General features: G+C 69.6%; 23 protein-coding genes. 7 read left to right on the top strand and 16 right to left on the bottom strand.

The features are described from left to right. Positions 1–11: 11 nt before the first annotated feature. The 5 genes from IF67_RS0110875 to IF67_RS0110895 all read right to left on the bottom strand — a co-directional run bounded on the left by IF67_RS0110875 (position 12) and on the right by IF67_RS0110895 (position 3,582). Complete coding sequence (locus IF67_RS0110875; RefSeq protein ID WP_030085183.1) at positions 12–374, bottom strand: DUF742 domain-containing protein; 363 nt, start codon at positions 372–374, stop codon at positions 12–14. Next, on the bottom strand, positions 371–799 hold the full coding sequence (locus tag IF67_RS0110880; protein ID WP_030085185.1) for a roadblock/LC7 domain-containing protein: 429 nt from the start codon (positions 797–799) through the stop codon (positions 371–373). The genes IF67_RS0110875 and IF67_RS0110880 overlap by 4 nt, the downstream gene beginning before the upstream one ends. After that, positions 796–2,235: an ATP-binding protein gene (locus IF67_RS0110885; protein ID WP_030984524.1), complete on the bottom strand. Its 1,440-nt coding sequence runs from the start codon at positions 2,233–2,235 to the stop codon at positions 796–798. Before IF67_RS0110885 ends, IF67_RS0110880 begins: the two co-directional genes overlap by 4 nt. Before the next feature lie 241 nt (positions 2,236–2,476). Then, entirely contained in the window at positions 2,477–2,767 is a 291-nt protein-coding gene (locus tag IF67_RS0110890) for a DUF397 domain-containing protein (protein ID WP_030984525.1), read from the bottom strand. Continuing rightward, entirely contained in the window at positions 2,749–3,582 is an 834-nt protein-coding gene (locus IF67_RS0110895; protein ID WP_030984526.1) for a helix-turn-helix domain-containing protein, read from the bottom strand. The genes IF67_RS0110890 and IF67_RS0110895 overlap by 19 nt, the downstream gene beginning before the upstream one ends. Before the next feature lie 119 nt (positions 3,583–3,701). On the opposite strand from IF67_RS0110895, the gene IF67_RS45960 reads away from it, so the two are divergent. Genes IF67_RS45960 through IF67_RS0110910 form a run of 3 tightly spaced genes read left to right on the top strand, consistent with a single transcriptional unit; the run spans position 3,702 to position 5,660 of the window. Next, on the top strand, positions 3,702–4,001 hold the full coding sequence (locus IF67_RS45960; RefSeq protein WP_308372724.1) for a hypothetical protein: 300 nt from the start codon (positions 3,702–3,704) through the stop codon (positions 3,999–4,001). Positions 4,002–4,038: 37 nt separating this feature from the next. Further along, positions 4,039–4,785, top strand: a complete 747-nt coding sequence (recO, locus tag IF67_RS0110905) for a DNA repair protein RecO (protein ID WP_030984527.1) — start codon at positions 4,039–4,041, stop codon at positions 4,783–4,785. 56 nt (positions 4,786–4,841) lie between these two features. Next, a complete protein-coding gene (locus IF67_RS0110910) occupies positions 4,842–5,660 on the top strand; it encodes an isoprenyl transferase (RefSeq protein ID WP_030984528.1) in 819 nt (272 codons plus the stop codon). Between the two features lie 108 nt (positions 5,661–5,768). On the opposite strand, the gene IF67_RS0110915 is transcribed toward IF67_RS0110910, so the two are convergent. The 7 genes from IF67_RS0110915 to IF67_RS0110945 form a co-directional block, all read right to left on the bottom strand. Beyond that, positions 5,769–6,353, bottom strand: coding sequence for a hypothetical protein (locus IF67_RS0110915; RefSeq protein ID WP_030984529.1), 585 nt, complete (start codon positions 6,351–6,353; stop codon positions 5,769–5,771). Positions 6,354–6,512: 159 nt separating this feature from the next. Beyond that, positions 6,513–7,541: a hypothetical protein gene (locus tag IF67_RS44195; protein ID WP_051817880.1), complete on the bottom strand. Its 1,029-nt coding sequence runs from the start codon at positions 7,539–7,541 to the stop codon at positions 6,513–6,515. 165 nt (positions 7,542–7,706) lie between these two features. Further along, positions 7,707–8,063, bottom strand: a complete 357-nt coding sequence (locus tag IF67_RS0110925) for a WXG100 family type VII secretion target (protein ID WP_030984532.1) — start codon at positions 8,061–8,063, stop codon at positions 7,707–7,709. A 214-nt stretch (positions 8,064–8,277) separates the two neighbouring features. Continuing rightward, positions 8,278–8,709: a Fur family transcriptional regulator gene (locus tag IF67_RS0110930; protein WP_037839153.1), complete on the bottom strand. Its 432-nt coding sequence runs from the start codon at positions 8,707–8,709 to the stop codon at positions 8,278–8,280. A 140-nt stretch (positions 8,710–8,849) separates the two neighbouring features. Then, positions 8,850–9,749 carry a metal ABC transporter permease gene (locus tag IF67_RS0110935; RefSeq protein WP_030984534.1) on the bottom strand — a complete coding sequence of 300 codons (900 nt, stop codon included), beginning with the start codon at positions 9,747–9,749 and terminating at the stop codon, positions 8,850–8,852. 82 nt (positions 9,750–9,831) lie between these two features. Further along, entirely contained in the window at positions 9,832–10,611 is a 780-nt protein-coding gene (locus IF67_RS0110940; RefSeq protein ID WP_030085219.1) for a metal ABC transporter ATP-binding protein, read from the bottom strand. Between the two features lie 32 nt (positions 10,612–10,643). Next, complete coding sequence (locus tag IF67_RS0110945) at positions 10,644–11,606, bottom strand: metal ABC transporter substrate-binding protein (protein ID WP_030984536.1); 963 nt, start codon at positions 11,604–11,606, stop codon at positions 10,644–10,646. 233 nt (positions 11,607–11,839) lie between these two features. Here IF67_RS0110945 and IF67_RS0110950 point away from each other — a divergent pair, with 233 nt between their 5' ends. After that, positions 11,840–13,222 carry a glycine--tRNA ligase gene (locus tag IF67_RS0110950; RefSeq protein WP_030085223.1) on the top strand — a complete coding sequence of 461 codons (1,383 nt, stop codon included), beginning with the start codon at positions 11,840–11,842 and terminating at the stop codon, positions 13,220–13,222. A gap of 443 nt (positions 13,223–13,665) precedes the next feature. Here IF67_RS0110950 and IF67_RS0110955 read toward each other — a convergent pair whose 3' ends face one another. After that, entirely contained in the window at positions 13,666–14,094 is a 429-nt protein-coding gene (locus IF67_RS0110955; protein ID WP_030984538.1) for a hypothetical protein, read from the bottom strand. 176 nt (positions 14,095–14,270) lie between these two features. On the opposite strand from IF67_RS0110955, the gene IF67_RS0110960 reads away from it, so the two are divergent. After that, a complete protein-coding gene (locus tag IF67_RS0110960) occupies positions 14,271–15,533 on the top strand; it encodes a sensor histidine kinase (protein WP_030984539.1) in 1,263 nt (420 codons plus the stop codon). A gap of 8 nt (positions 15,534–15,541) precedes the next feature. Beyond that, the gene (locus IF67_RS0110965; protein ID WP_051817882.1) at positions 15,542–16,225 is read left to right on the top strand and encodes a response regulator transcription factor; all 684 of its coding nucleotides are present in this window, start codon (positions 15,542–15,544) and stop codon (positions 16,223–16,225) included. 481 nt (positions 16,226–16,706) lie between these two features. On the opposite strand, the gene IF67_RS0110975 is transcribed toward IF67_RS0110965, so the two are convergent. After that, positions 16,707–17,213, bottom strand: coding sequence for a hypothetical protein (locus tag IF67_RS0110975; RefSeq protein WP_158713069.1), 507 nt, complete (start codon positions 17,211–17,213; stop codon positions 16,707–16,709). 417 nt (positions 17,214–17,630) lie between these two features. Between IF67_RS0110975 and IF67_RS0110980 the strand changes: the two genes are divergently transcribed. After that, entirely contained in the window at positions 17,631–18,092 is a 462-nt protein-coding gene (locus IF67_RS0110980; protein ID WP_030984545.1) for a pyridoxamine 5'-phosphate oxidase family protein, read from the top strand. A 134-nt stretch (positions 18,093–18,226) separates the two neighbouring features. Here IF67_RS0110980 and IF67_RS0110985 read toward each other — a convergent pair whose 3' ends face one another. Both IF67_RS0110985 and IF67_RS0110990 read right to left on the bottom strand, forming a co-directional pair. Then, positions 18,227–18,808 (bottom strand): TetR family transcriptional regulator, encoded by a 582-nt coding sequence (locus IF67_RS0110985; RefSeq protein WP_030984546.1) that lies wholly within the window; start codon positions 18,806–18,808, stop codon positions 18,227–18,229. A gap of 390 nt (positions 18,809–19,198) precedes the next feature. Beyond that, the gene (locus IF67_RS0110990; protein WP_030984548.1) at positions 19,199–20,203 is read right to left on the bottom strand and encodes an aldo/keto reductase; all 1,005 of its coding nucleotides are present in this window, start codon (positions 20,201–20,203) and stop codon (positions 19,199–19,201) included. Between the last annotated feature and the right edge of the window lie 193 nt (positions 20,204–20,396).

Genomic DNA, 20,396 nt, shown 5'->3' on the forward strand with positions numbered 1-20,396 from the left:
CGGTGCCGGGGCTAGGACTTGAGAGAGCGGAGTCCATCGAGAACCCTCTCCAGGATCTGTCGGTCGAATTGCTCGGCTTCGGGAATGGGGACACGGGCGTGCAGTCGCCCGGCATCGACAAGGTCGGCCACCAGCACCTTCACCACGCTCACCGGCAGGTGAAGGTGGGCGGCGACCTCCGCCAGAGACAGCGCCCCGGGCTCCAGGAGCTCCAGGATGCGGTGCTCCTCCGGGCGTACCTCACTGGTGATCGGCATCCCCACGCCGTGCAGCAGGGTGAGCCGGTCCAAGGTGTTGCGGCTGGGCTGGGCGCGTCCCCCGGTCGCCAGATAGGCCGGAACGAGGCGCCTGCCGCTGCTCTGGCGCGGGGTCATGCCGGGTTACCGAGGTCCCGGGCCCGGCTGTTCATGACCTTGTTGCCCAGCGTCGTCACCTGGACCTGCATGTGGTGGGCGACGACGCCCATATTCACCTCCGGGCCGGCGAAGACGGCAAGGCAGGTGTTCTCGCCGGCCGGTATCGCGAAGACGAAGCCTTCATCGGACTCGATCACGGTCTGCCGCAGCCTGGTGTCGTCCTTCTCGGCGAACGCCGCGGTCACGGCACGTCCCGCGCCCTGGAGCGCGGACATCATCGCGGCGACACCCTCGGCGGAGTCACGCTTGAGGCCCGGCGAGGCGCCCTCGATGAATCCGTCGCCGGAGATGACGGCGGCGTGAATAACATGCGGCAACTCCAGGAGGGGCGCCAGCACCCAGGACTTGTCCTCGGCGACGCGGCGGCGGGTGGGGCTGTTCATGACTGAGCGTTCCCTTCGGGACTGCGAGGGGGTTCTGACTGGGCGGCTGCCCGGCCGGATTCGGTACCGCGCTGGAGCGCGGCCCAACGGGATCCGGTCTCCTCCGGGGAGCGCGGGGGAAGCGAGTCGGTGCGCTCGGCACTTTCGTCGAGTTCGGAGACGGGCTTACGGCGGCGCCGGCGCGGCAGCTCGCCTTCGGCCGGCTGGGCGGGCGCCTCGTAGGAGGCGGCGGACGGCGCGGCGGGCGCGGGGGACGCGGCGGGTGCGGAGGCCGCCGGGGGCGGCGTCGTGGCGCCGGTCGGCAGCGCGGAGCGGGACCGTTCCGGCATCCCGGAACGGTGCGGCAGGGGGGCCATCACGGACATCGGCTGGGTGCTCTCGTCGAGGACGGTGAGAAGGGGGTCACCCGGGATGTACACGACCGCACGGACGCCGCCGTACGGCGACGGCTCGACATGCACCCCGAAGCCGTACTGGCGCACCAGCTGGCCGGCCGCCGCGAAACCGGACCGCGGCGGGTCGCCGAGCTGGGTGAGCAGCAGGCTGTCGTCACCCGACAGCAGCTCCATCGCGGCCTTGATCTCGTCGTCGTGCATACCGACGCCGTAGTCGTCGACGATGACCGAGGCGCCGCGGTTGCCCTGCTGAAGGGTGATGGTGACGGGCAGTTCACGGTGCGAGTGGTGCAGCGCGTTGGCCAGCAGCTCGGTCACCACGATCGCGATCGGCTCCACGGCCCGCGCCACGACGGCGACCGGGTCGCGCAGCTGGTTGCTGACCTGCACCCGCTCGTAGCCGCGCAGCCGGGAGGTGGCGCCGACGACCAGCTCGGCGAGGTAGGAGTCCTCCCGGGTGAGTCCCGGCCAGGCGCCGCAGACGACACCGGTGGCCTGGATACGCCGCAGCGCCTGCTCGTTGAGGAAGTCGGCGTTCAGCAGGTCCTGGGCGACGCTCGGGTCGTCGTAGCGGTGCTGCATCTCCTGAAGCGCCGTCTGGAGCTGGTAGAGCAGCGCCTGGATGGTGGTGGTCGCGCCGCGGAGGGTGGACTGCGCGGCGGCGTCGACGCGCGACCGCTCCTTGGTGATCGCGTCGCTGACCTGTTCCAGTACGGCGCTCAGCGCGTGGTCGGTCTCCGTCCCGGCGAACCGGGCGTCCTTGAGCCCCGGTACCGGCACATGGGGGTGGGCCAGCGCCAGCGTCAGGTCGGGGAGCCGGGTACCGGCCAGGTGCCGGATCTCGGCCTCGGTGGCGCGCAGCCGGGCCGACAGCTCCGTATTGCTGTGGAGCGTGGCGCTGTTCTGTTCCTCAGCGGCGGACAGGCGCGTTCTCAGGCCGGCGCGCTGTCCGCGCGCGCGGATCGAGAGCGCCGCCAGGACCACGGCGGCGGCCGTACCTGCGCTGAGGCACCACAACAGCGCCTCCGGTATGGATGTCATCGAGATCCTCAATTGGGGTACTGACTGGGTCGGCCGGCCATCACGGCGTCGTGCTGCCGATCATCACGGGATGCTACCGGGCAGTTGACGTGCCGTGAGGGCCCTCTCCCATGGGGGACTGAGAAGTGCGGAAGGTCGTCTTCCGCCCGCGATGACCCGGACCATAACGTGATGTGGCCCCGTCATCCAGTGGGATGGCGGGGCCTTTGTGTGACTGGTGTGAACGCCCGGTGAAAGACGGTCAGGAGGCGGGAAGCTGGCCGCCTTTGACGGCGTCGATGAAGGCCGTCCAGCGGGGCACCGTGAAGACCAGGGCGGGGCCGTGGGGGGTCTTGCTGTCGCGGACGGGGACTACGCCGGGGTGGTTGTCGGAGACTTCAAGGCAATTGCCGCCATCCCCGTCGCTGTAGCTGCTCTTGCGCCAGGAGGCGGCGCCGGGGAACTCGTGGGCGACCTCGACGCAGTTGCCGCCGTGCTCATCGCTGTAGCTGCTCTTGCGCCACTGGGCGGTGCTCAGGTCGTACTCGCGCATCGTCTGTAGTCCTCCGCCGCCGATTCGAGCAGGGCCAGGGACGCCTCCGGCGACAGCGCGACGGCCCTGACCAGATCGTAGGCCGCCTGTGCCCACTTCACCACGGCAGGATCGTCCAGCAAATTCCCCGAATACGCGCCTTCTGTATAGGCGGTTGGCGGGGCGTCGTCGAACTCCATGAGCCGCAGTGACTTGCCCATGACTGGGTATGCCCCCGCCGCGAACGGGAGGACTTGCAGAAGAATCTTTCGCTCGCGCGCGAGCTGGGCGATGTGCTCCAGCTGCTCGGCCATGACGGCCGGACTGCCCACCGGCACACGTAGCACGGCCTCATGCAGTACCGCCCAATACACAGGGCGCGTAGCGTCTTTGAGGATGACTGCCCGGTCGAGTCGGCCGCGGACCTTCTCCTCGATGTACTCCTCTGCCGCGAGCGGGTTGCCCGCGAGCATGAATGCCCGTGTGTACGCCGCGGTCTGCAAGAGCCCCGGCACGATCATCGACTCGAAGTCGCAGATCTTCGTCGCCAGCCGCTCCAGCTCCGCCGCTGCCGCGAAATAATCTGGGTACCGCTGGTCATCGATCAGCTTTCGCCAGGTCCGCTCGAAAAAACCATCGGTTTGTAGAACCTCGTCGATCCGGAGCGCCACATCCAGCTGTGGCTTACGGATCGCCTGCTCGAACTGGCCGATGTAGCCGCCTGAGACGAACACCTGTCGTCCCAATGCTTCCTGGGTTAAGCCGGATTCTTCCCGGCGGCGCTTGAGCTCCGCGCCCCAGTATTCCCAGGCCGCTTGTCGCGAGGCATTGGCCATGACCTAACTCCTTTGTGCTGCGCGGCAGTTGTAGCGCCGATCTCCTTGCCCAGCCTAGTTCCGCACCGTCACGCTCTGAATGCGAACAGTGAAACCCTCCACGGAAAGTACGGACGATCATGAAGCAGCCCAAGGAAGTGGAAACCGTGACGACGGAATTGCGGGAAGCCCTCGCCCGCGTAGGCGTCGTGCTGCCGTCGCTGCACCCCGACCCCGTCTCCTACGCGCATCGGTACCTCCCCCCGCTCGTGGAACTGGGCTGCTGCACGATGGACGTCGCCCGGCGGCTGACCGCGGCGCTCGCCGAGTCCTCGCCGGCCCCCGGCGAGCCTTCGCCGCCCCGGCAGGACACCGTCGCGGAGCGCCTGAGCATCGCGACCGCCTACGTCAACGCACGCAGCCGGGGCGAGCGGGCCTGAGGGACGCCCGCCCCCGGCCATGCGCGAGAATGGCGCCATGAGTCTGTTCCGCGACGACGGCATCGTGCTGCGCACCCAGAAGCTGGGTGAGGCGGACCGGATCATCACGCTGCTCACCCGGAGCCGCGGCCGGGTCCGGGCGGTGGCCCGTGGGGTGCGGCGGACGAAATCGAAGTTCGGGGCGCGGCTGGAGCCGTTCTCGCACGTCGATGTGCAGTTCTATGCGCGCGGCAGCGAGCTGATCGGGCGCGGGCTGCCGCTGTGTACGCAGAGCGAGACGATCGCCGCGTACGGCGGCGGGATCGTCACGGACTACGCCCGCTACACGGCCGGGACGGCCATGCTGGAGACCGCAGAGCGGTTCACCGATCACGAGGGCGAGCCCGCCGTACAGCAGTATCTGCTGCTGGTCGGCGGGCTGCGGACGCTGGCCCGTGGCGAGCACGAGCCGCATCTGGTGCTGGACGCCTTTTTGCTGCGCTCGCTCGCCGTCAACGGCTATGCGCCGAGTTTCGACAGCTGTGCACGGTGCGGGCTGCCCGGTCCCAACCGGTTCTTCTCCGTGGGGGCGGGCGGTGTGACCTGCGGTGACTGCCGGGTGCCGGGGAGCGTCGTACCCTCCTCTGAGGCCATCGGGCTCCTGAGTGCGCTGCTGACCGGCGACTGGGAGACCGCGGACGCCTGCGAGGCCCGTCATGTCCGGGAGGGCAGCGGACTCGTCGCGGCGTATCTGCACTGGCATTTGGAGCGGGGCCTGCGTTCCCTCCGGTATGTAGAGAAATAGCGAAAACGACCCTCAAGACAAAACGCCCCTCAAGACACATAGGAGACGTGGGCCGCATGGCACGACGCGGGATTCTGGGCCGCAATCGACGCGAGTACGAGGCGCCCGAGCTGCACCCTTCCGGTGCGCGGCCGCCGAAGATCCCCGGTGAGCTCGTCCCGAACCATGTGGCGGTCGTCATGGACGGCAACGGCCGGTGGGCCAAGGAGCGCGGGCTGCCGCGCACCGAGGGCCACAAGGTCGGCGAGGGCGTCGTCATGGACGTCCTCAAGGGCTGCATCGAAATGGGCGTGAAGAATCTTTCGCTGTACGCCTTCTCGACGGAGAACTGGAAGCGGTCCCCCGACGAGGTCCGCTTCCTGATGAACTTCAACCGCGATGTGATCCGGCGGCGCCGCGACGAAATGGACGCGCTGGGAATTCGTATCCGGTGGGTCGGCCGGATGCCGAAGCTGTGGAAGTCCGTGGTGCAGGAGCTCCAGATCGCGCAGGAGCAGACCAAGGACAATGACGCCATGACGCTGTATTTCTGCGTGAATTACGGCGGGCGGGCCGAGATCGCGGATGCGGCGGCGGCCATCGCGGCGGATGTGCGGGCCGGAAGGCTGGACCCGTCGAAGGTGAACGAGAAGACCGTCGCGAAGTACATGTACTACCCGGACATGCCGGACGTGGATCTCTTCGTGCGGCCGTCGGGTGAGCAGCGGACCTCGAATTACCTGATCTGGCAGAGCGCCTACGCCGAGATGGTCTTCCAGGACATTCTGTGGCCGGACTTCGACCGGCGGAATCTGTGGCAGGCCTGCCTGGAGTACGCGAAGCGCGACCGCCGGTTCGGGGCGGCGCCGGAGGCGGAAGGCCAGTCCGCGAAGTAGGCGGAAGGCCGGTCCGCGACGTAAGGCGGCCCGGGGGAGTGCATGCGGAGGGCCCGGCGGCGTTCGTACTGAACGCCGCCGGGCCCTTCCCGTGCAGGCCCTGCCCCGTCAGGAGTGCCAGATCTCGCGGAGGTGCGAGACGGCGCCGGAGCCGTTCACGGTGACCTCGTAGATGTCTCCCGAGCAGGCGAGCGGCGGCTCGACCTGGTCGTGCCGCAGGCAGGCGGTGAGGTGCCGGGTCAGGTCGGCGACGGTCACCGTGCGGTGGCCGGTCGCGCCGGTGCTCAGCTCGGCCGTGGCCCCCGGGGCCAGCGGTTGGCGGGCGGCCTTCCCCGTCCCCGCATACCCGCCGCCATTGGGATCACAGGCGAACTTCGCCTCCCGGACGGACAGCGCGCCGTGCGACGGCGCGGCCATGACCTGCACCATCCGGTGGCCCTTGGCCAACTTGCCGGGCGTGCAGTCGGAGGTCGGCTCCGGGTCGATCGGCAGGTCCTTCACGGGCGAGGCCGAGGCCGAAGCGGGGGCCGAGGGGGCCGGTGAGCCGGACGGTGCGGCTGTCGGGGACGAGGCGGCCGGGGCGGACGAGGCGGTGGCCTCCGGGGAGGCGTCCGTGTCCGCACCCTTGCAGGAGGTGAGTGTGGCCAGTGCCGCGGCACATACGGCTGTGGTGAGCAGGCGGCGGGTGAACATGCAGGCGTTCTCTCTCGTGTGCGGGGCAGAGCGGGGCAGAGCGGGGCAGAGCGGGGCAGAGCGGGGCTGAGGGCCGGCCCGGACCGGGACTGAGGGGCCGGCCGGACCGGGCTGCGGTGCCAGACGCCCGCAGCCCCGGGCCGATCCGTCGGTCGCGTCCTAGAGGCCGTTGCGGCGGTAGGGCACGTACGGCTGGCCGATCGACCTTTCGTGCGCGGCGTCGCCGGAGTAGTACGGGTACGGGATGACGTGCGAGACGGTGCCCTGGGAGCCGTTGTCCTCCAGGGCGATGTACTTGGTGTGCTCCTTGTCGGCCCAGCCGCCGAAGAGGACGGTGTGGTCGCCGGCTATCAGGGCGTCGCCCGGCTGGAGGTCGTCCTTGGTGATCACATGGGCGGTGTCGTTGCCCATCAGGCCATAGGTGTTCAGGCCGGGAGGCTGGAGGCCCCAGGCGGCGGAGACGAAGCCCGAGCAGTCGTCCCGGTAGCCGTTGGTGGTGGCCGACTGGCTGTAGCCGATCCGGTGCTCCACCCGCTCCAGGGCGCGGTCGATGATGTCCTTGCGCTCGCCCGGCAGGCCGGAGGTGTCAGGCGCGGTCTCGACGCCGGCACCGGTGGTCGTGTGGTGCTTGCCCGGTGACCAGGCGTCCCAGTCGCCCTTCGTCTCCCACTTGCCGTCGCCGTGCCCCTCGGTGGGGGCCGGGCCGGAGCCGCCGCCCCCTCCGGCAGAGCCGCCGGTGCCGCCACCGCCACCGCCGCCGTTGCCGCCGCCACCGGAGCCGCCGCCGGTGTGTCCGGGGGAGTGGGGGGCCTCGTGCTTCTTCCGGTGCTTGATCTTCTTCAGTTCATCTTCGATCTTCTTCTCATTGGCCTCGTACTCGGCCTTGACCTTCTTGATCTTCTCGGCGTCGCCCGCCAGCTCCTCGAGCAGCTTCTTCTTGTTCTCCTCAAGGCGCTCGCTCACCTCGGCGATGGCCTTCACGTCCGCGAGCACCTGGTAGGCGATGCCGAAACCGGGGAGCTGCGCGAGCGGTGCCGTCGCGAGATCGATCCCCGCGGCCGTGACCAGCGTCTTCTTGATCTCCCCCAGCTGCTGGTTCAGCTCCAGCATCCGCCGGCTGACCGCGCGCCAGTCCTTCTCGATCTTGGCGAGTTCCGCCATCTCCACGCCGAACGTGTCGCCTGCCATCCGTACAACCCCCGTGATGTGGTGAGGACCGCGAAGAGCCGGCATGCCGAGGAGGTATCGCGGTCCGAAGGCCTCGGGCTCCGCGGATGGGGAGCCCGGTGAATGTGGAGCCCGGTGAAGGGTGAACTCCGTGGGCGCAGCGCCCCGGACGGAACTGACGTTGTGTCAGTAGACCTGGGACAGCCGGGTGACCGACGTGCCCAGCGTGGAGAGGTCGTCGGAGATCTTGTTCATCTCCTTGACGCGGCCGTGCGCGACGGTGACGAAGGCGTCGGATGCCGGACCGTGCCAAGTGAGGTGATCCAGAGTGGAGTTGATCTCCTTGGTCAGGCCGTCCAGCTCGGTGCTCAGCTTCTTCAGCTCGGCCGCGATCTTCTGTAGGTCGGCCTCGCCGCCGCCGAACATCTGGGTCAGCACCCAGTGCGCGATCTCGGCCGGCGCCATCATGACGTCCTTGCCGATCTCGACCACGTCGCCGACCAGCTTTGTGCCGTCGTCCCAGAGTTCTCCGAGAACGCCCATATTCTCCCCCGTGGTATGCGCGTAGAGCCACGCTGATGCCGCGTCAAGGCTAGCACCGGCGTGTACCTGACAGTTATCCCCGGAGCAGGTCCGGTGAAGATGACCACCGCAGGTCAGGTGAAGGTGACGACCGCAGGTCCGGCGAAGACGAGGACCGCGGGTCCGGGCAGACGGAAGGGCCGCCTCCGAAGGCGGCCCTCTCGTGTGCCTGCTGCTACTGCTGCTCAGCGGTCTGCTGGGCCGCGCACTCCCCGCACGTTCCGAAGATCTCGATGGTGTGCGCGACGTCCTGGAAGCCGTGCTCCGTGGCGATCTGGTCGGCCCACTTCTCCACCGCGGGGCCCTCGACCTCGACGGCCTTGCCGCAGGCCCGGCACACCAGATGGTGGTGGTGATCGTCGGTGCTGCACCGGCGGTAGACCGCCTCGCCCTCGCTCGTGCGCAGCACATCGACCTCACCGGCGTCGGCGAGGGACTGGAGCGTCCGGTAGACCGTGGTCAGCCCGACCGAGTCGCCCTTGTGCTTGAGCATGTCGTGCAGCTCCTGCGCACTGCGGAACTCGTCGACCTCGTCGAGTGCGGCCGACACCGCGGTCCGCTGTCGCGTCGACCGGCCGCGTACCGGAGATCCCGCGCTCGTCGCCACCGTTGCCTCCCTAGAACGTCAGGACTTCCCCCTGTACGTGCGTCCCGCCATTGTGCCAGGTGATGACCGGACCACCGGGGGGACGCCGACGCGTACAGCTGTCTGCCGAAAGCTACCCGCCGCCGCCTCACCACCCGCGTTCATCCGGCCACGCTCACGTCGTCCGTGGCGGGGTGGCCGCCGGGTACCTCCAGAGTGCACCCCTTGGCGTCCTCTGCGGCAGCTCTGGCGCGCTTTTTCGCGAGCGGCGCGGCGAGAGCGGTGAAGAGGACGAACAGGGCGATGGCGAACAGCACGATGGTGGCGCCGGACGGCACGTCCACGTAGTACGAGGTGGCGGTGCCCGTAAGAGTGACCGCGACACCGATCGCGACGGCCACCGCGAAGGTGACCGCGAAGCTGCGGCTGATCTGCTGGGCGGCCGCGACCGGGATCACCATCAGGGCGCTGACCAGCAGCAGCCCGACGACGCGCATGGCGACGGTGACGGTGACCGCGGCGGTGACGGCGACCAGCAGATTGAGCAGCCGCACCGGCAGGCCCGTCACCCGGGCGAACTCCTCGTCCTGGCAGACGGCGAACAGCTGGCGGCGCAGCCCGATCGTGATCGCCAGCACCAGGGCGGCCAGGACGTAGATCGTGGTCATGTCCTGCGGGGAGACGGTGGTGATCGAGCCGAAGAGGTAGGTGCCGAGGTTGGCGTTGGAGCCGGCGTCGGAGAGGTTCATCAGCATCACACCGCCCGCCATACCGCCGTAGAACAGCATGGCCAGCGCGAGGTCACCGCGGGTCTTGCCGTACCAGCGGATCAGCTCCATGACGACGGAGCCGGCGATGGCGACGGCCGTGGCGACCCACACCGGGCTGGTGTTGAGCAGAAAGCCGAGGCCGACGCCGGTGAGCGCGACATGGCCGATTCCGTCGCCCATCAGGGCCTGGCGGCGCTGGACGAGGTAGATGCCGATGGCGGGAGCGGTGACGCCGACGATCAGGGCGGCGATCAAGGCCCGCTGCATGAAGGCGTAGTTCAGGATGTCCATGTCGGTCGTCCTCGCAGAAGGGAGCCGGTGCTCGGGCGGTGGCGGGCCGGGGTGCGGGGGGCGTTCCCCGAAGAGCGCGGCATCAGCTCAGCAGCCCCGTCCGGATCGGTTCCGCGGCCGCATCGGCGTGCGGGTGGACATGGTCATGGCCGGGCAGCGCGTGCTGGCCCACGGCCTCGGGCGGCGGGCCGTCGTGGACCACGCAGCCGTCGCGCAGCACCACCGCGCGGTCGATCAGCGGCTCCAGCGGGCCCAGCTCGTGCAGGACGAGCAGGACCGTCGTGCCGCGGCCGACCTGTTCGCGCAGTGCGGAGGCGAGCACCTCCTGGCTGGCCAGGTCGACGCCGGCCATCGGCTCGTCCATGATCAGCAGCTCCGGTTCGCCGGCCAGCGCGCGGGCGATCAGCACCCGCTGGTGCTGTCCGCCGGAGAGCGCGTTGACGGAGTCCTTGGCCCGGTCCGCCATGCCGACCAGCTCCAGGGCGCGGTGCACCGCGGCCCGGTCGGCCTTGCGCAGGATGCCCAGTTTCGTACGGGCGAGCCGGCCGGCCGTGACGACCTCGCGGACGGTCGCGGGGACGCCGCCGGCCGCGGTGGTGCGCTGCGGCACGTACCCGATCCGGGCCCAGTCCCTGAACCGGCGGAACGGCGTGCCGAAGAGGGACAGCTCGCCGCCGGTGAGCGGGACCTGGCCGATCACGGAGCGTACGGCGGTGGACTTGCCGGAGCCGTTGGCGCCGAGCAGGGCCACGACCTCGCCGGAGCGCACGGTCAGGTCGACGCCGCGCAGCACGGGGCGGGCGCCCAGGGAGGCGGTGGCCCCGTGCAGGTCGATGACCGGCTGGGCGGGCGACTGGTTCATGGTGACCTCCGTCACGTGCTGTGCGGTGTCCGTCACTTGCTGCCGAGCGCCTTCTGGAGCGCGGCGAGGTTGGCGTGCTGCACCTCGAAGTAGTCCCGGCCGCGGGACTTGTCGTTGATCCCTTCCAGCGGGTCGAGGACATCGGTCTTCAGGCGCAGGTCACCGGCCAGGGCCTTGGCGGTGGCCGGGTTGGCGATCGTCTCGAAGAAGACCGTGGAGACGTGGTGCTTCTTCGCGAGGGTGTGCAGGTCCTTGATGCGGTGGGCGCTGGGCTCGGACTCGGGGTCGAGGCCGCTGATGGCCTCCTCGGTCAGGCCGTAGCGCTCGGCGAGGTAGCCGAAGGCCGCGTGGGTGGTGAGGAAGGTGTCCGAGGGCCGGTTCTTCAGCTTGTCCCGGAACTCCTTGTCCAGCCCGTCCAGCTTCTTCACCAGCGCATCGGTGTTCTTCTGGAAGTCGGCCCTGTGGTCCGGGTCCGCCTTGGCGAGGGTCTTGTTGACGCCCTTGGCGACCTCGGCGTACTTCACGGGGTCGAGCCAGATGTGGGGGTCGTTGCCGCCCTCGGCCTCGGAGTGCGAGTGGTTGTCGCCGGTCGTGTGGTGGTGGCCGTCGACCTCGGTGCCGTGCTTTTCGAGGGAGGTCAGCGCGGCGGCGTCGGCGACGTGCTTGTTGCCGGACTGCGCGACGGCGTCGTCCACGGCGGGCTGGAGGCCCTTGAGGTAGACGATCGCGCCGGACTCGCTCAGCTGGCCGGTCTGCCTCGGGGTGAGCGCCAGGTCGTGCGGCTCGGCGCCCGGCTTGGTGAGGCCGGTCACCTCGACGTGCTTCCCGCCGATCTGCCGGGCGAGGAATTCCATGGGGTAGAAGGACGCTGTCACCCGCAGCTTGCCGTCCTCGGTGCGGGCGCCGCCGGCGGGGGAGCAGGCGGAGAGTGCCAGCAGACCGAGCACCGAGACTCCGGCGAGGGCCGCGGTGGATATATGACGGCGTATGTTCATGACACTCATTTTCAACAAAGTTGGAAACGATTGTCAACAACAGGTGGGTGGGTGTGAGCGGGGCGACAGTGGGCCGGAACTGATCCACAACCGATCCGGAACCGATTTGATCCGGGGGGTACGGCCGCCGGTACCCTGAACTATTCGCCCACCCGTCTCCTGACCACCACCCCACCATCGAGGCGCTAGGGCGCTGCCCATCCATCGTTCGTCGTCGTAATGAAGAGAGCACCGTGGCCGCCGACAAGATCGATACCATCGTCAGCCTGAGCAAGCGCCGTGGCTTCGTATACCCGTGCAGTGAGATCTACGGCGGCTCCCGCGCTGCCTGGGACTACGGTCCGCTGGGCGTCGAGCTCAAGGAGAACATCAAGCGTCAGTGGTGGCGCGCCATGGTCACCTCGCGCGAAGACGTCGTCGGTCTCGACTCGTCGGTGATCCTGGCCCCCGAGGTCTGGCAGGCGTCCGGCCACGTCGCCACTTTCACCGACCCGCTCACCGAGTGCACCTCCTGCCACAAGCGCTTCCGCGCCGACCACCTGGAAGAGGCGTACGAGGCCAAGCACGGCCGGCTCCCGGCGAACGGCCTCGCCGACCTGAACTGCCCGCACTGCGGCAACAAGGGCAGCTTCACCGAGCCCAAGCAGTTCTCCGGCCTGCTCTCCACCCACCTCGGCCCCTCGCAGGACACCGCCTCGGTCGCCTACCTGCGCCCCGAGACCGCGCAGGGCATCTTCACCAACTTCGCCCAGGTGCAGCAGACTTCCCGCAAGAAGCCGCCGTTCGGCATCGCGCAGATGGGCAAGTCCTTCCGCAACGAGATCACGCCCGGCAACTTCATCTTCCGGACCCGTGAGTTCGAGCAGATGGAGATGGAGTTCTTCGTCAAGCCGGGCGAGGACGAGCAGTGGCAGGAGTACTGGATGGAGCAGCGGTGGAACTGGTACCGCGACCTCGGCATCCGCGAGGAGAACATCCGCTGGTTCGAGCACCCGGCCGAGAAGCTCTCGCACTACTCCAAGCGCACCGCTGACATCGAGTACCGCTTCAACTTCGGCGGCACCGAGTTCTCCGAGCTGGAGGGCGTGGCCAACCGCACCGACTACGACCTGTCCGCGCACGCCAAGGCGTCCGGCCAGGACCTCTCCTACTTCGACCAGGAGGCCGGCGAGCGCTGGACTCCGTACGTCATCGAGCCGGCGGCCGGTGTGAACCGCGCGATGCTCGCCTTCATGCTCGACGCGTACATCGAGGACGAGGCGCCCAACGCCAAGGGCAAGATGGAGAAGCGCACCGTCATGCAGCTCGACCCGCGCCTGGCGCCGGTCAAGGTTGCGGTGCTGCCGCTGTCCCGTAACCCGCAGCTGTCGCCGAAGGCGAAGGGGCTGGCCACGGACCTGCGCAAGAACTGGAACATCGAGTTCGACGACGCGGGCGCGATCGGCCGCCGCTACCGCCGCCAGGACGAGATCGGCACGCCGTTCTGCGTCACGGTCGACTTCGACACCCTCGACGACAACGCGGTGACCGTGCGCGAGCGCGACACCATGAAGCAGGAGCGGGTCAGCCTGGACCAGATCCAGGCGTACCTGGGCGCGCGACTGCTCGGCTGCTAGTCCCGCACGGTGCGGCGCCGGCCCCTTCCGGGGCGGCGCCCACCTGCGACCTCAAGCGCCGGCCGGCCTCGGATTTTCCGGGGTTGGCCGGCGCTTTTGGGTGCGGGGGAGTGGGTGGGGCTGGGCGGGGCTGGGGGTGGTGACGATGACGGTGAGGGCGACGGGTGGTGTGGGGGCTGGGCGCCGTGGGGGTGAGCGCTGTGTGGGCTGGTCGCTGTGTAAGCCGATTGCTGTGGGGGTGAGCGCTGTGTGGGCTGGTCGCCGTGTGGGCCGATTGCTGTGTGGGCCGATCGCCGTGGGGGCTGGTCGCCACGGGGGCGATGGACGTGGCGCCGGGGCGGGGCGGGGGCGGGATAGCGGGAATGCCTTCCGGTGTCCCCGCGTTGTGGCCCACAGGGGCCCTCGCATCCCTTACGGGATCTGTTCGTCCACCCCCTAGGCACTCACGTCCGCCGCGACGCCAGCCAGGCGGACAGGCCCGCCAGGGGCAGTTCCGCTCCGACGGCCATGGCGAGGGCCGTGGCCAGTTCCGTGCCGGGGGCGGCGGTGGCCAGGTCGAGGCAGGCGTCGGCGAGGAGCAGGACGGCCGCGGCGGCCGCGGGCGCGCGGTGGCGGGAGTCGCCGAGCAGCAGCCGGGTGCCGGCGGCGAGGAGGGCGGCGGCCTCCAGGGCGTCCAGGGCGACCCAGGCGGCGGCCTCGGCGGGCGGGAGGGTGCCGGCCAGGTAGCCGAGCCAGGGGAGGAGGGCGAGCCCGGCGCCGGTCAGGATCCTGCCCTGCCGACGGCGGGCGGCACTGAGCGGCACCGTGCCGGTGCCGCCGCGACGAGTGCAACTACCGCCGAGGGAAGGTGAGTTGAGAGTGCTGAGGGCCATGGAAAGGGTCTCTTCCGGAGTCGCGAACCCGGCCGTCGGGCTCGTGATCAACACTCCGGTTTTCGCGGGCCACCGTCAGTAACGTCGCTGTCCGACTTGGGGTGGCACCAGCTACACCCCCGCTACGGACACTGCTGTCATGGCCGCCGCGTGAACCGGCCCCATACGGTTGGATCATGACCGTCCCGCCCCGGCTGCGCCGGGCTCTCGTACGTATGCGGCGTGACATCGCCTTCATAGCCGCCGGGATGACGCTGCATCTCCTCCCGCTGCTGCTGCACTTCTGGGTGGTGATGCTGCTGCTCGGCACGGTGCTCGACCCGGACCCCGATACGCCGGTGGTGCTGGCGTTCACGCTTCCCCTGCTGCCCGTCGCGGGCTGGGGGTTGACCGAGCCGCAGCGCTGGCGGTTCCGGGCGCTGTGCGGAGTGGAGCTGCCGCGGCTGCGGTTCAGGGAGATCAAGCGGCAGTTCGGCTACCACTTGCTGATCGGTCCGCTGCTCGCGGTGCTGGAATTCCTGCTGCTGACACTGCTTTTGGCGGCAGTGGCGGCGTCGCTGGTCCTGGTGTGGGTCTGGCTGGTGCCGGGGGAGTGGCGGCGCGAGCACGAGGGCTACACCACCAACGCCGCCTACCTCACGGTGGCGGGGCTGCTGGCGCTCGCCGCTGTGCCGCCTTTGGCCGCGGGGCTCGTACGGCTGGAGATCCTGGTCGGGCAGGCGATGCTGGGCGCGAGCCGGTCCGACCAGCTGGCGCGCAGGGTCGAGGACCTCACCGAGAGCCGGGCCGGTGCGGTGGACGCCGCCGACGCCGAGCGACGGCGCATCGAGCGCGATCTGCATGACGGCGCGCAGCAGCGGCTGGTGTCGCTGGCCCTGAACCTCGGGCTGGCCAGGGCTACGCTGACGGATCTGCCACCGGAGGCGCAGCAGGTCATCGATACCGCGCACCGTGAGGCGAAGGACGCGATCGAGGAGCTCAACAACCTGGTGCGGGGGCTCCATCCGGCCGTTCTGGACGAACTGGGGCTGGATGCGGCGCTGTCGGGTCTCGCGGCCCGCGCGCCACTGCCCGTACGGCTGCGGGTGGATCTGCCGACGGATCGGCCGACGGATCTGCCGACGGGACTGCCCGCGGATCTGCCGCAGCGCACGGCGCCGGCCGTCGAGGCGGTCGCCTACTTCGTCGTCTCCGAGGCGCTGACGAATATCGCCAAGCATGCGCGGGAGGCGACCCGGGCGGAGGTGACGGTCACCCGGCTCGGCGAGATACTTCGGGTGGTGATCGCCGACGACGGTATGGGCGGCGCCGATCCGTCCGGGGGGAGCGGTCTGAAGGGGCTCGCCCAGCGCGTGCGGTCCGTGGACGGAACCTTCCGGATGAGCAGCCCCGTGGGGGGCCCGACCATGATGAGCGTGGAGCTGCCGTGCCCGATGTGAGGCGTGCCGTGATCGCCGAGGACTCCGTACTGCTGCGGATCGGGCTGGTCAAGGTGGTGGAGATGGCCGGGTTCGAGGTGGTGGCCGAGGCGGGGGACGCGCAGGAGCTGCTGGCGGCGGTCGGGGAACACCGGCCCGACCTCGCGGTGGTGGACGTCCGGATGCCCCCGGGTTTCACCGACGAGGGCGTTCGCGCCGCACTGTCCATCCGCCGGAACCGGCCCGGCACGGCCGTGTTGATGCTCTCCCAGTACGTCGAGGAGCGCTACGCGGCCGATCTGCTCGCGACGAACACCAGCGGCGTCGGCTATCTGCTCAAACAACGGGTCGCGGATGTCGAGGAGTTCATCGAGGCACTGCGCAGGGTGGCGGCCGGCGGCACCGCGCTCGACCCGCAGGTCGTCGCCCAGCTGCTGGTACGGCGGGCGAGCGATCCGCTGGAGCGGCTGACGGCCCGCGAACGGGACGTCCTCGCCCTGATGGCCGAGGGCCGTTCCAACGGGGGCATCGCCGCCCAGCTGGTGGTGAGCGAGAGCGCGGTCGCCAAACACATCAACAACATCCTCGCCAAGCTGGACCTGCCGAAGGCGGACGCCGACCACCGGCGGGTGCTGGCGGTGCTGCACTTCCTCGGGGTGGGGGGCCAGGGCGCGTCGGCCCTTGCTCCCGGACACCACCCCCCGGCCCCCTGAGCAGCGCAGCAACCGCCGCGGACCGGAGGTGCGCATGCTCCAAGTGGGCGCAATGCTGACCAGGCCCAAGGACGGCAGCAGTTACCGGAGGGCCGGGTAGCGTCTCTCTCGGCGGGGCGGTCGTCCCGGGCAGCGTGTACCGCGGTACCTGTTGCGGGCCGGGTAGCGGCGGCCGTTCTCGGTAGGGTCGGCCCACCGCACCGGACATGGACGAGTCATCCGGCCGGGTGCGCTCAAGGCCGCGCGGGACAGCTTCGAGGGCCGGTGGGTCACTTGGAACATCGTGCGCGCGCTCGCCCACACCGCCGCCTTCGGCATGCTCGCCTGGGCGCTCTTCCTGCATGGCGTGGCGGAGGCGGGGGCGGGGTGAGGAGCTGTCCCGAAGGCGCTGCTCGACGACTGGCAGCAGACGAGAACGCCCTCTTGGCGCAGCCTCACACCCTTGCCGCGTTGCGGCGTTGCCGCGTTCCGGTGTCGCTGATCAGCGCAGGCTCAGGCCGTTGCCGCCGATGATCACGTCGTAGGGGCCCGCCAGGCCGCCTTCGCCGATGTAGCACCGGTATCCGCTGGGCTTGCCGACCGGGACCAGCCGGACCGTGGGAATGTCGTCGCAGCGCAGCGAGTCCCTGGTCTTTCCGCCGAGGGTGCCGTACCGCTTCCACGCCGTGGCGCGCACACCTTCGCGGGTGATCACTCCGCCCTTGACCGGCGTCGCGGTGTACTGCGTCATGATGAAGCCGCCCGTGGTCTCCACGCGGAAGGGCACGTCGATGCCCAGGTACTTGACGCTACAGGTGAACTTCTGGGGCTTGTCGCCGACCGCGTCGGTGTCACAGGAACTGCTCGTCGGCTTCGGGACCATGCCGCCCATGCGGAGAACCCTGGTTTCGAGCTCGTACTTGATCTTCTCCAGCACCGGTGCCTTCTCGCCGGGCGCGGGATGCTGGGGCGCGACCGCATCAAGTGCCGGCGCCGTCGGACGTGTCACGGGCGTGCCCTTGGCCGGCTCCGGCTCCGAGCCGCAGGCGCCGGCCGTCAAGACCACCAGCGTCGCTATCGCCGCTGTCCGCAGGCATCTCCGCGAACTCACCATGGAACTCATTGCTGTCTCCCCGTTTCGTACTGTCAGTCATGAGCCGGTTGATCATAGAGAGCGGTCCTGAACGTGGTCGAGCGGGGGCGGATCGACCATCTCCGGCCGGAGAATGACTCCGCCCGGCGTGTTCCTTCTCCGTTCGTGTCCGGCGGCTCTTCCGGGACGCCGCAGCTGGAGCTTGTCCGCCCGATCATGTGACTCACTGCCTCCAGGCTCCGCCGCGCCCTGAAGGCTGAGAATCCATCGGTCGCTGAGAGTAGGTCCCGAGCCTGATGTGTGCTTCGCGCTTGCTGGCTAGTGTCGGCGCTCATGCAGACCACGAAGATCGTTCCTCGCAAGGCGCCGGCACGTAGGCGTGAAACCCTGGAACGGCTCACCACCGAGCGGGATGTATGGGTGTCGACAGCTCATCCTGAACACGGGCCGCACCAGGTGCCACTGTGGTTCATGTGGGACGGGCAAGCGGTGTGGATGTGTACTGGTGCGACCTCCGCGACTGCACGGAACGTCCGCGAAGACCCGCGTGTGCGCCTGGCGTTGCCGGACACCTCCGATGTGGTGCTTCTCCAGGGCACGGTGGAGTGCTTCCCGGACCAAGAGGTGCCCGGGGGCGCAGCGCAGGCATTCGTCGAAAAATTCGGATGGGACCCACGCCGCGACGATGGCCCCTTTGTCTATATCCGCTTGGTGCCGAAGACTGTCCGTGCGTGGCGGGGTGAGCAGGAACTACGCGGCAGAGTCATCATGCGGGACGGGGCGTGGGTGGCCTGAGCTTGCCGTCGGCCGGTCATGTGGCTGAGCCTGACGCTCGGTCCGTTGCTCCGGTCGGCACTCCGTCAAAGGCTGAACCAGCAGGACATCAAGGCGAAGTGCCGTGGCTCCGCTCATGATCGCCCGGACACCCCCTAGCTGCGCAGGCCCCGCAGCACCAGGTCGCGGACGGCCTCGAAGTCGGTGGTGATTTCGGGGCGGGACCACTCGGGGGCGTAACACGGGTCGTGGAAGCGGCCGGTGGCGTCGAAGACGGCGCGGGCGGTGGTGGCGGGGGAGGGGGTGTGGAACTCGCCCTCGCTGACGCCGGCTTCGATGATGGTGGTGAGCTGGGTTTCCAGATCGGTGATGTGACGGTCGACCACGCCGCCGCTCTCCCCGATCAACGCCATATAGGTGGCGAACAGTTCGGGATCGTCGCCGGCCTTGTGCCGCTTGGCCTCGAAGAGGGCGGTCAGCCAGCGGTCCAAGCGTTCCGGAGCTGGTCCTTCCGCCGTGACGATGACCGACAGTTCCTTGCTCGTGCGGTCCAGCCAGCGCTCCGTGACCGCCTCCCGGAGTGCTGCCTTCGTACGGAAGTGGCGGTAGACGCTGCCGTGGCTGACGCCCAGGGCGCGCGCCACATCCACGACCGTGGCCTTGGCCGGGCCGTAGCGGCGCAGCACCTCCTCGGTGGCTTCGAGGATGCGCTCTGGGGTCAACGTCTCGGGCGGCATGGGGCGGGTCGGCCTTTCGGAGAGGGCGGAGAGGGCGGGGCGGGGGCGGCGGGTGGTGCCGGGCGGTACCGGTGGCACACCGGCGGGTGCCGGAACCGGTCTCGGGGTGCGTGTGTACACCACGTCGGATCCGGGCGCCGGGTACGTACGGACGGTACCTGGCTCCGCCCCGTACCCGCTTCGGTGGCCACCCGGCCTCGGACGTCTCCGGGCCTCGATCGTCTCCGGGCCTCGATCGGTACCGGGCCTCGCTGGTCACCGGACACCGATCGGCGCCGGACCCCGATCGGCTTCGGACCTCCGTTGGTCACCACCGGACCTCCGTCGGTCACCGGACCTCGATGGTTGACCTCGAAAGTCACCGGGCCCCGGTGCTCGCGCCCCCTGGCGTCAGCGTTCGCTGTCCAGGTGGGCCATCTGGTCGGTGGGGTAGCGGTCGCCGGCGGCGGCGCCGGGCGGGACCGCGCGCTCGATCGCGGAGAGGTCGTCGGAGTCCAGGGTGACGGCCAGGGCGCCGAGGGCCTCGGTGAGCCGGTCGCGGCGGCGGGCGCCGACCAGCGGGACGATGTCCTCGCCGCGGGAGAGCACCCAGGCGATGGCGGTCTGGGCGACCGAGACGCCCTTCTGCTCGGCGATCTTGCGCAGCGCGTCCACCAGGTCGAGGTTGCGGTCGAGGTTCTCGCCCTGGAAGCGGGGGCTCATGCCACGGAAGTCGTTGGCGGCGAGCTTGCGGTCGCGGCTGAAGTGGCCGCTGATCAGGCCGCGCGACAGAACACCGTAGGCGGTGACGCCGATGCCCAGCTCGCGGGCGGTCGGCAGGATCGCCTCCTCGATGCCTCGGGAGATGAGGGAGTACTCGATCTGGAGGTCGGAGATCGGGGCGACGGCGGCGGCCCGGCGCAGGGTCTCGGCGCCGACCTCGGAGAGGCCGATGTGCCGGACGTGCCCGGCCTCGACCAGCTCGGCGATGGCGCCGACGGTCTCCTCGATCGGAACGTCCGGGTCGACCCGGGCGATCCGGTAGATGTCGATGTGGTCGGTGCCCAGGCGCTGGAGGGAGTACGCGGCGAAGTTCTTCACCGCGTTCGGCCGGCCGTCATAGCCGGTGAAGCCGCCTTCGACCGTGCGCAGGGCGCCGAACTTGACGCTGATCTGCGCCTTCTCGCGGGCCGCCGCGGGGGCGGTCCGCAGGGCCTCGTTGATCAGCAGTTCGTTGTGGCCCATGCCGTAGAAGTCGCCGGTGTCGAGCAGGGTGACGCCCGCGTCGAGGGCGGCGTGGAGGGTGGCGATGGATTCGCTGCGGTCGGTGTCGCCGTAGAGGGCGGACATGCCCATGCAGCCGAGGCCGAGGGCGGAGGTCTGTGGGCCGGTGGTGCCCAGGGTGCGGGTCTGCACTGCGTGCTCCTGGAGGACGGGATGGGTGGGGATGGGGGCGTTGGCGTGGAGGTAGGGCGGATGTCGTACGTTCCAGAATCACTATGGCATGACGACTGACAGATTTCAATATCTGTCAGTCGTCATGTGTTTTGCCATATGTGAGTGCCAGGCCTCGTCCTTCGCTCCCTCGCAGGTCAGCGCAGGTCAGCGC

Source organism: Streptomyces sp. NRRL S-1813 (genome assembly GCF_000719605.1).
Lineage (GTDB): Bacteria > Actinomycetota > Actinomycetes > Streptomycetales > Streptomycetaceae > Streptomyces > Streptomyces decoyicus.

Bases quoted from the DNA above. Each gene is read 5' to 3' on its own strand.
- IF67_RS0110875 (WP_030085183.1), bottom strand. From the start codon at position 374: ATGACCCCGCGCCAGAGCAGCGGCAGGCGCCTCGTTCCGGCCTATCTG.
- IF67_RS0110880 (WP_030085185.1), bottom strand. From the start codon at position 799: ATGAACAGCCCCACCCGCCGCCGCGTCGCCGAGGACAAGTCCTGGGTG.
- IF67_RS0110885 (WP_030984524.1), bottom strand. From the start codon at position 2,235: ATGACATCCATACCGGAGGCGCTGTTGTGGTGCCTCAGCGCAGGTACG.
- IF67_RS0110890 (WP_030984525.1), bottom strand. From the start codon at position 2,767: ATGCGCGAGTACGACCTGAGCACCGCCCAGTGGCGCAAGAGCAGCTAC.
- IF67_RS0110895 (WP_030984526.1), bottom strand. From the start codon at position 3,582: ATGGCCAATGCCTCGCGACAAGCGGCCTGGGAATACTGGGGCGCGGAG.
- IF67_RS45960 (WP_308372724.1), top strand. From the start codon at position 3,702: ATGAAGCAGCCCAAGGAAGTGGAAACCGTGACGACGGAATTGCGGGAA.
- recO (WP_030984527.1), top strand. From the start codon at position 4,039: ATGAGTCTGTTCCGCGACGACGGCATCGTGCTGCGCACCCAGAAGCTG.
- IF67_RS0110910 (WP_030984528.1), top strand. From the start codon at position 4,842: ATGGCACGACGCGGGATTCTGGGCCGCAATCGACGCGAGTACGAGGCG.
- IF67_RS0110915 (WP_030984529.1), bottom strand. From the start codon at position 6,353: ATGTTCACCCGCCGCCTGCTCACCACAGCCGTATGTGCCGCGGCACTG.
- IF67_RS44195 (WP_051817880.1), bottom strand. From the start codon at position 7,541: ATGGCAGGCGACACGTTCGGCGTGGAGATGGCGGAACTCGCCAAGATC.
- IF67_RS0110925 (WP_030984532.1), bottom strand. From the start codon at position 8,063: ATGGGCGTTCTCGGAGAACTCTGGGACGACGGCACAAAGCTGGTCGGC.
- IF67_RS0110935 (WP_030984534.1), bottom strand. From the start codon at position 9,749: ATGGACATCCTGAACTACGCCTTCATGCAGCGGGCCTTGATCGCCGCC.
- IF67_RS0110940 (WP_030085219.1), bottom strand. From the start codon at position 10,611: ATGAACCAGTCGCCCGCCCAGCCGGTCATCGACCTGCACGGGGCCACC.
- IF67_RS0110945 (WP_030984536.1), bottom strand. From the start codon at position 11,606: ATGAACATACGCCGTCATATATCCACCGCGGCCCTCGCCGGAGTCTCG.
- IF67_RS0110955 (WP_030984538.1), bottom strand. From the start codon at position 14,094: ATGGCCCTCAGCACTCTCAACTCACCTTCCCTCGGCGGTAGTTGCACT.
- IF67_RS0110960 (WP_030984539.1), top strand. From the start codon at position 14,271: ATGACCGTCCCGCCCCGGCTGCGCCGGGCTCTCGTACGTATGCGGCGT.
- IF67_RS0110980 (WP_030984545.1), top strand. From the start codon at position 17,631: ATGCAGACCACGAAGATCGTTCCTCGCAAGGCGCCGGCACGTAGGCGT.
- IF67_RS0110985 (WP_030984546.1), bottom strand. From the start codon at position 18,808: ATGCCGCCCGAGACGTTGACCCCAGAGCGCATCCTCGAAGCCACCGAG.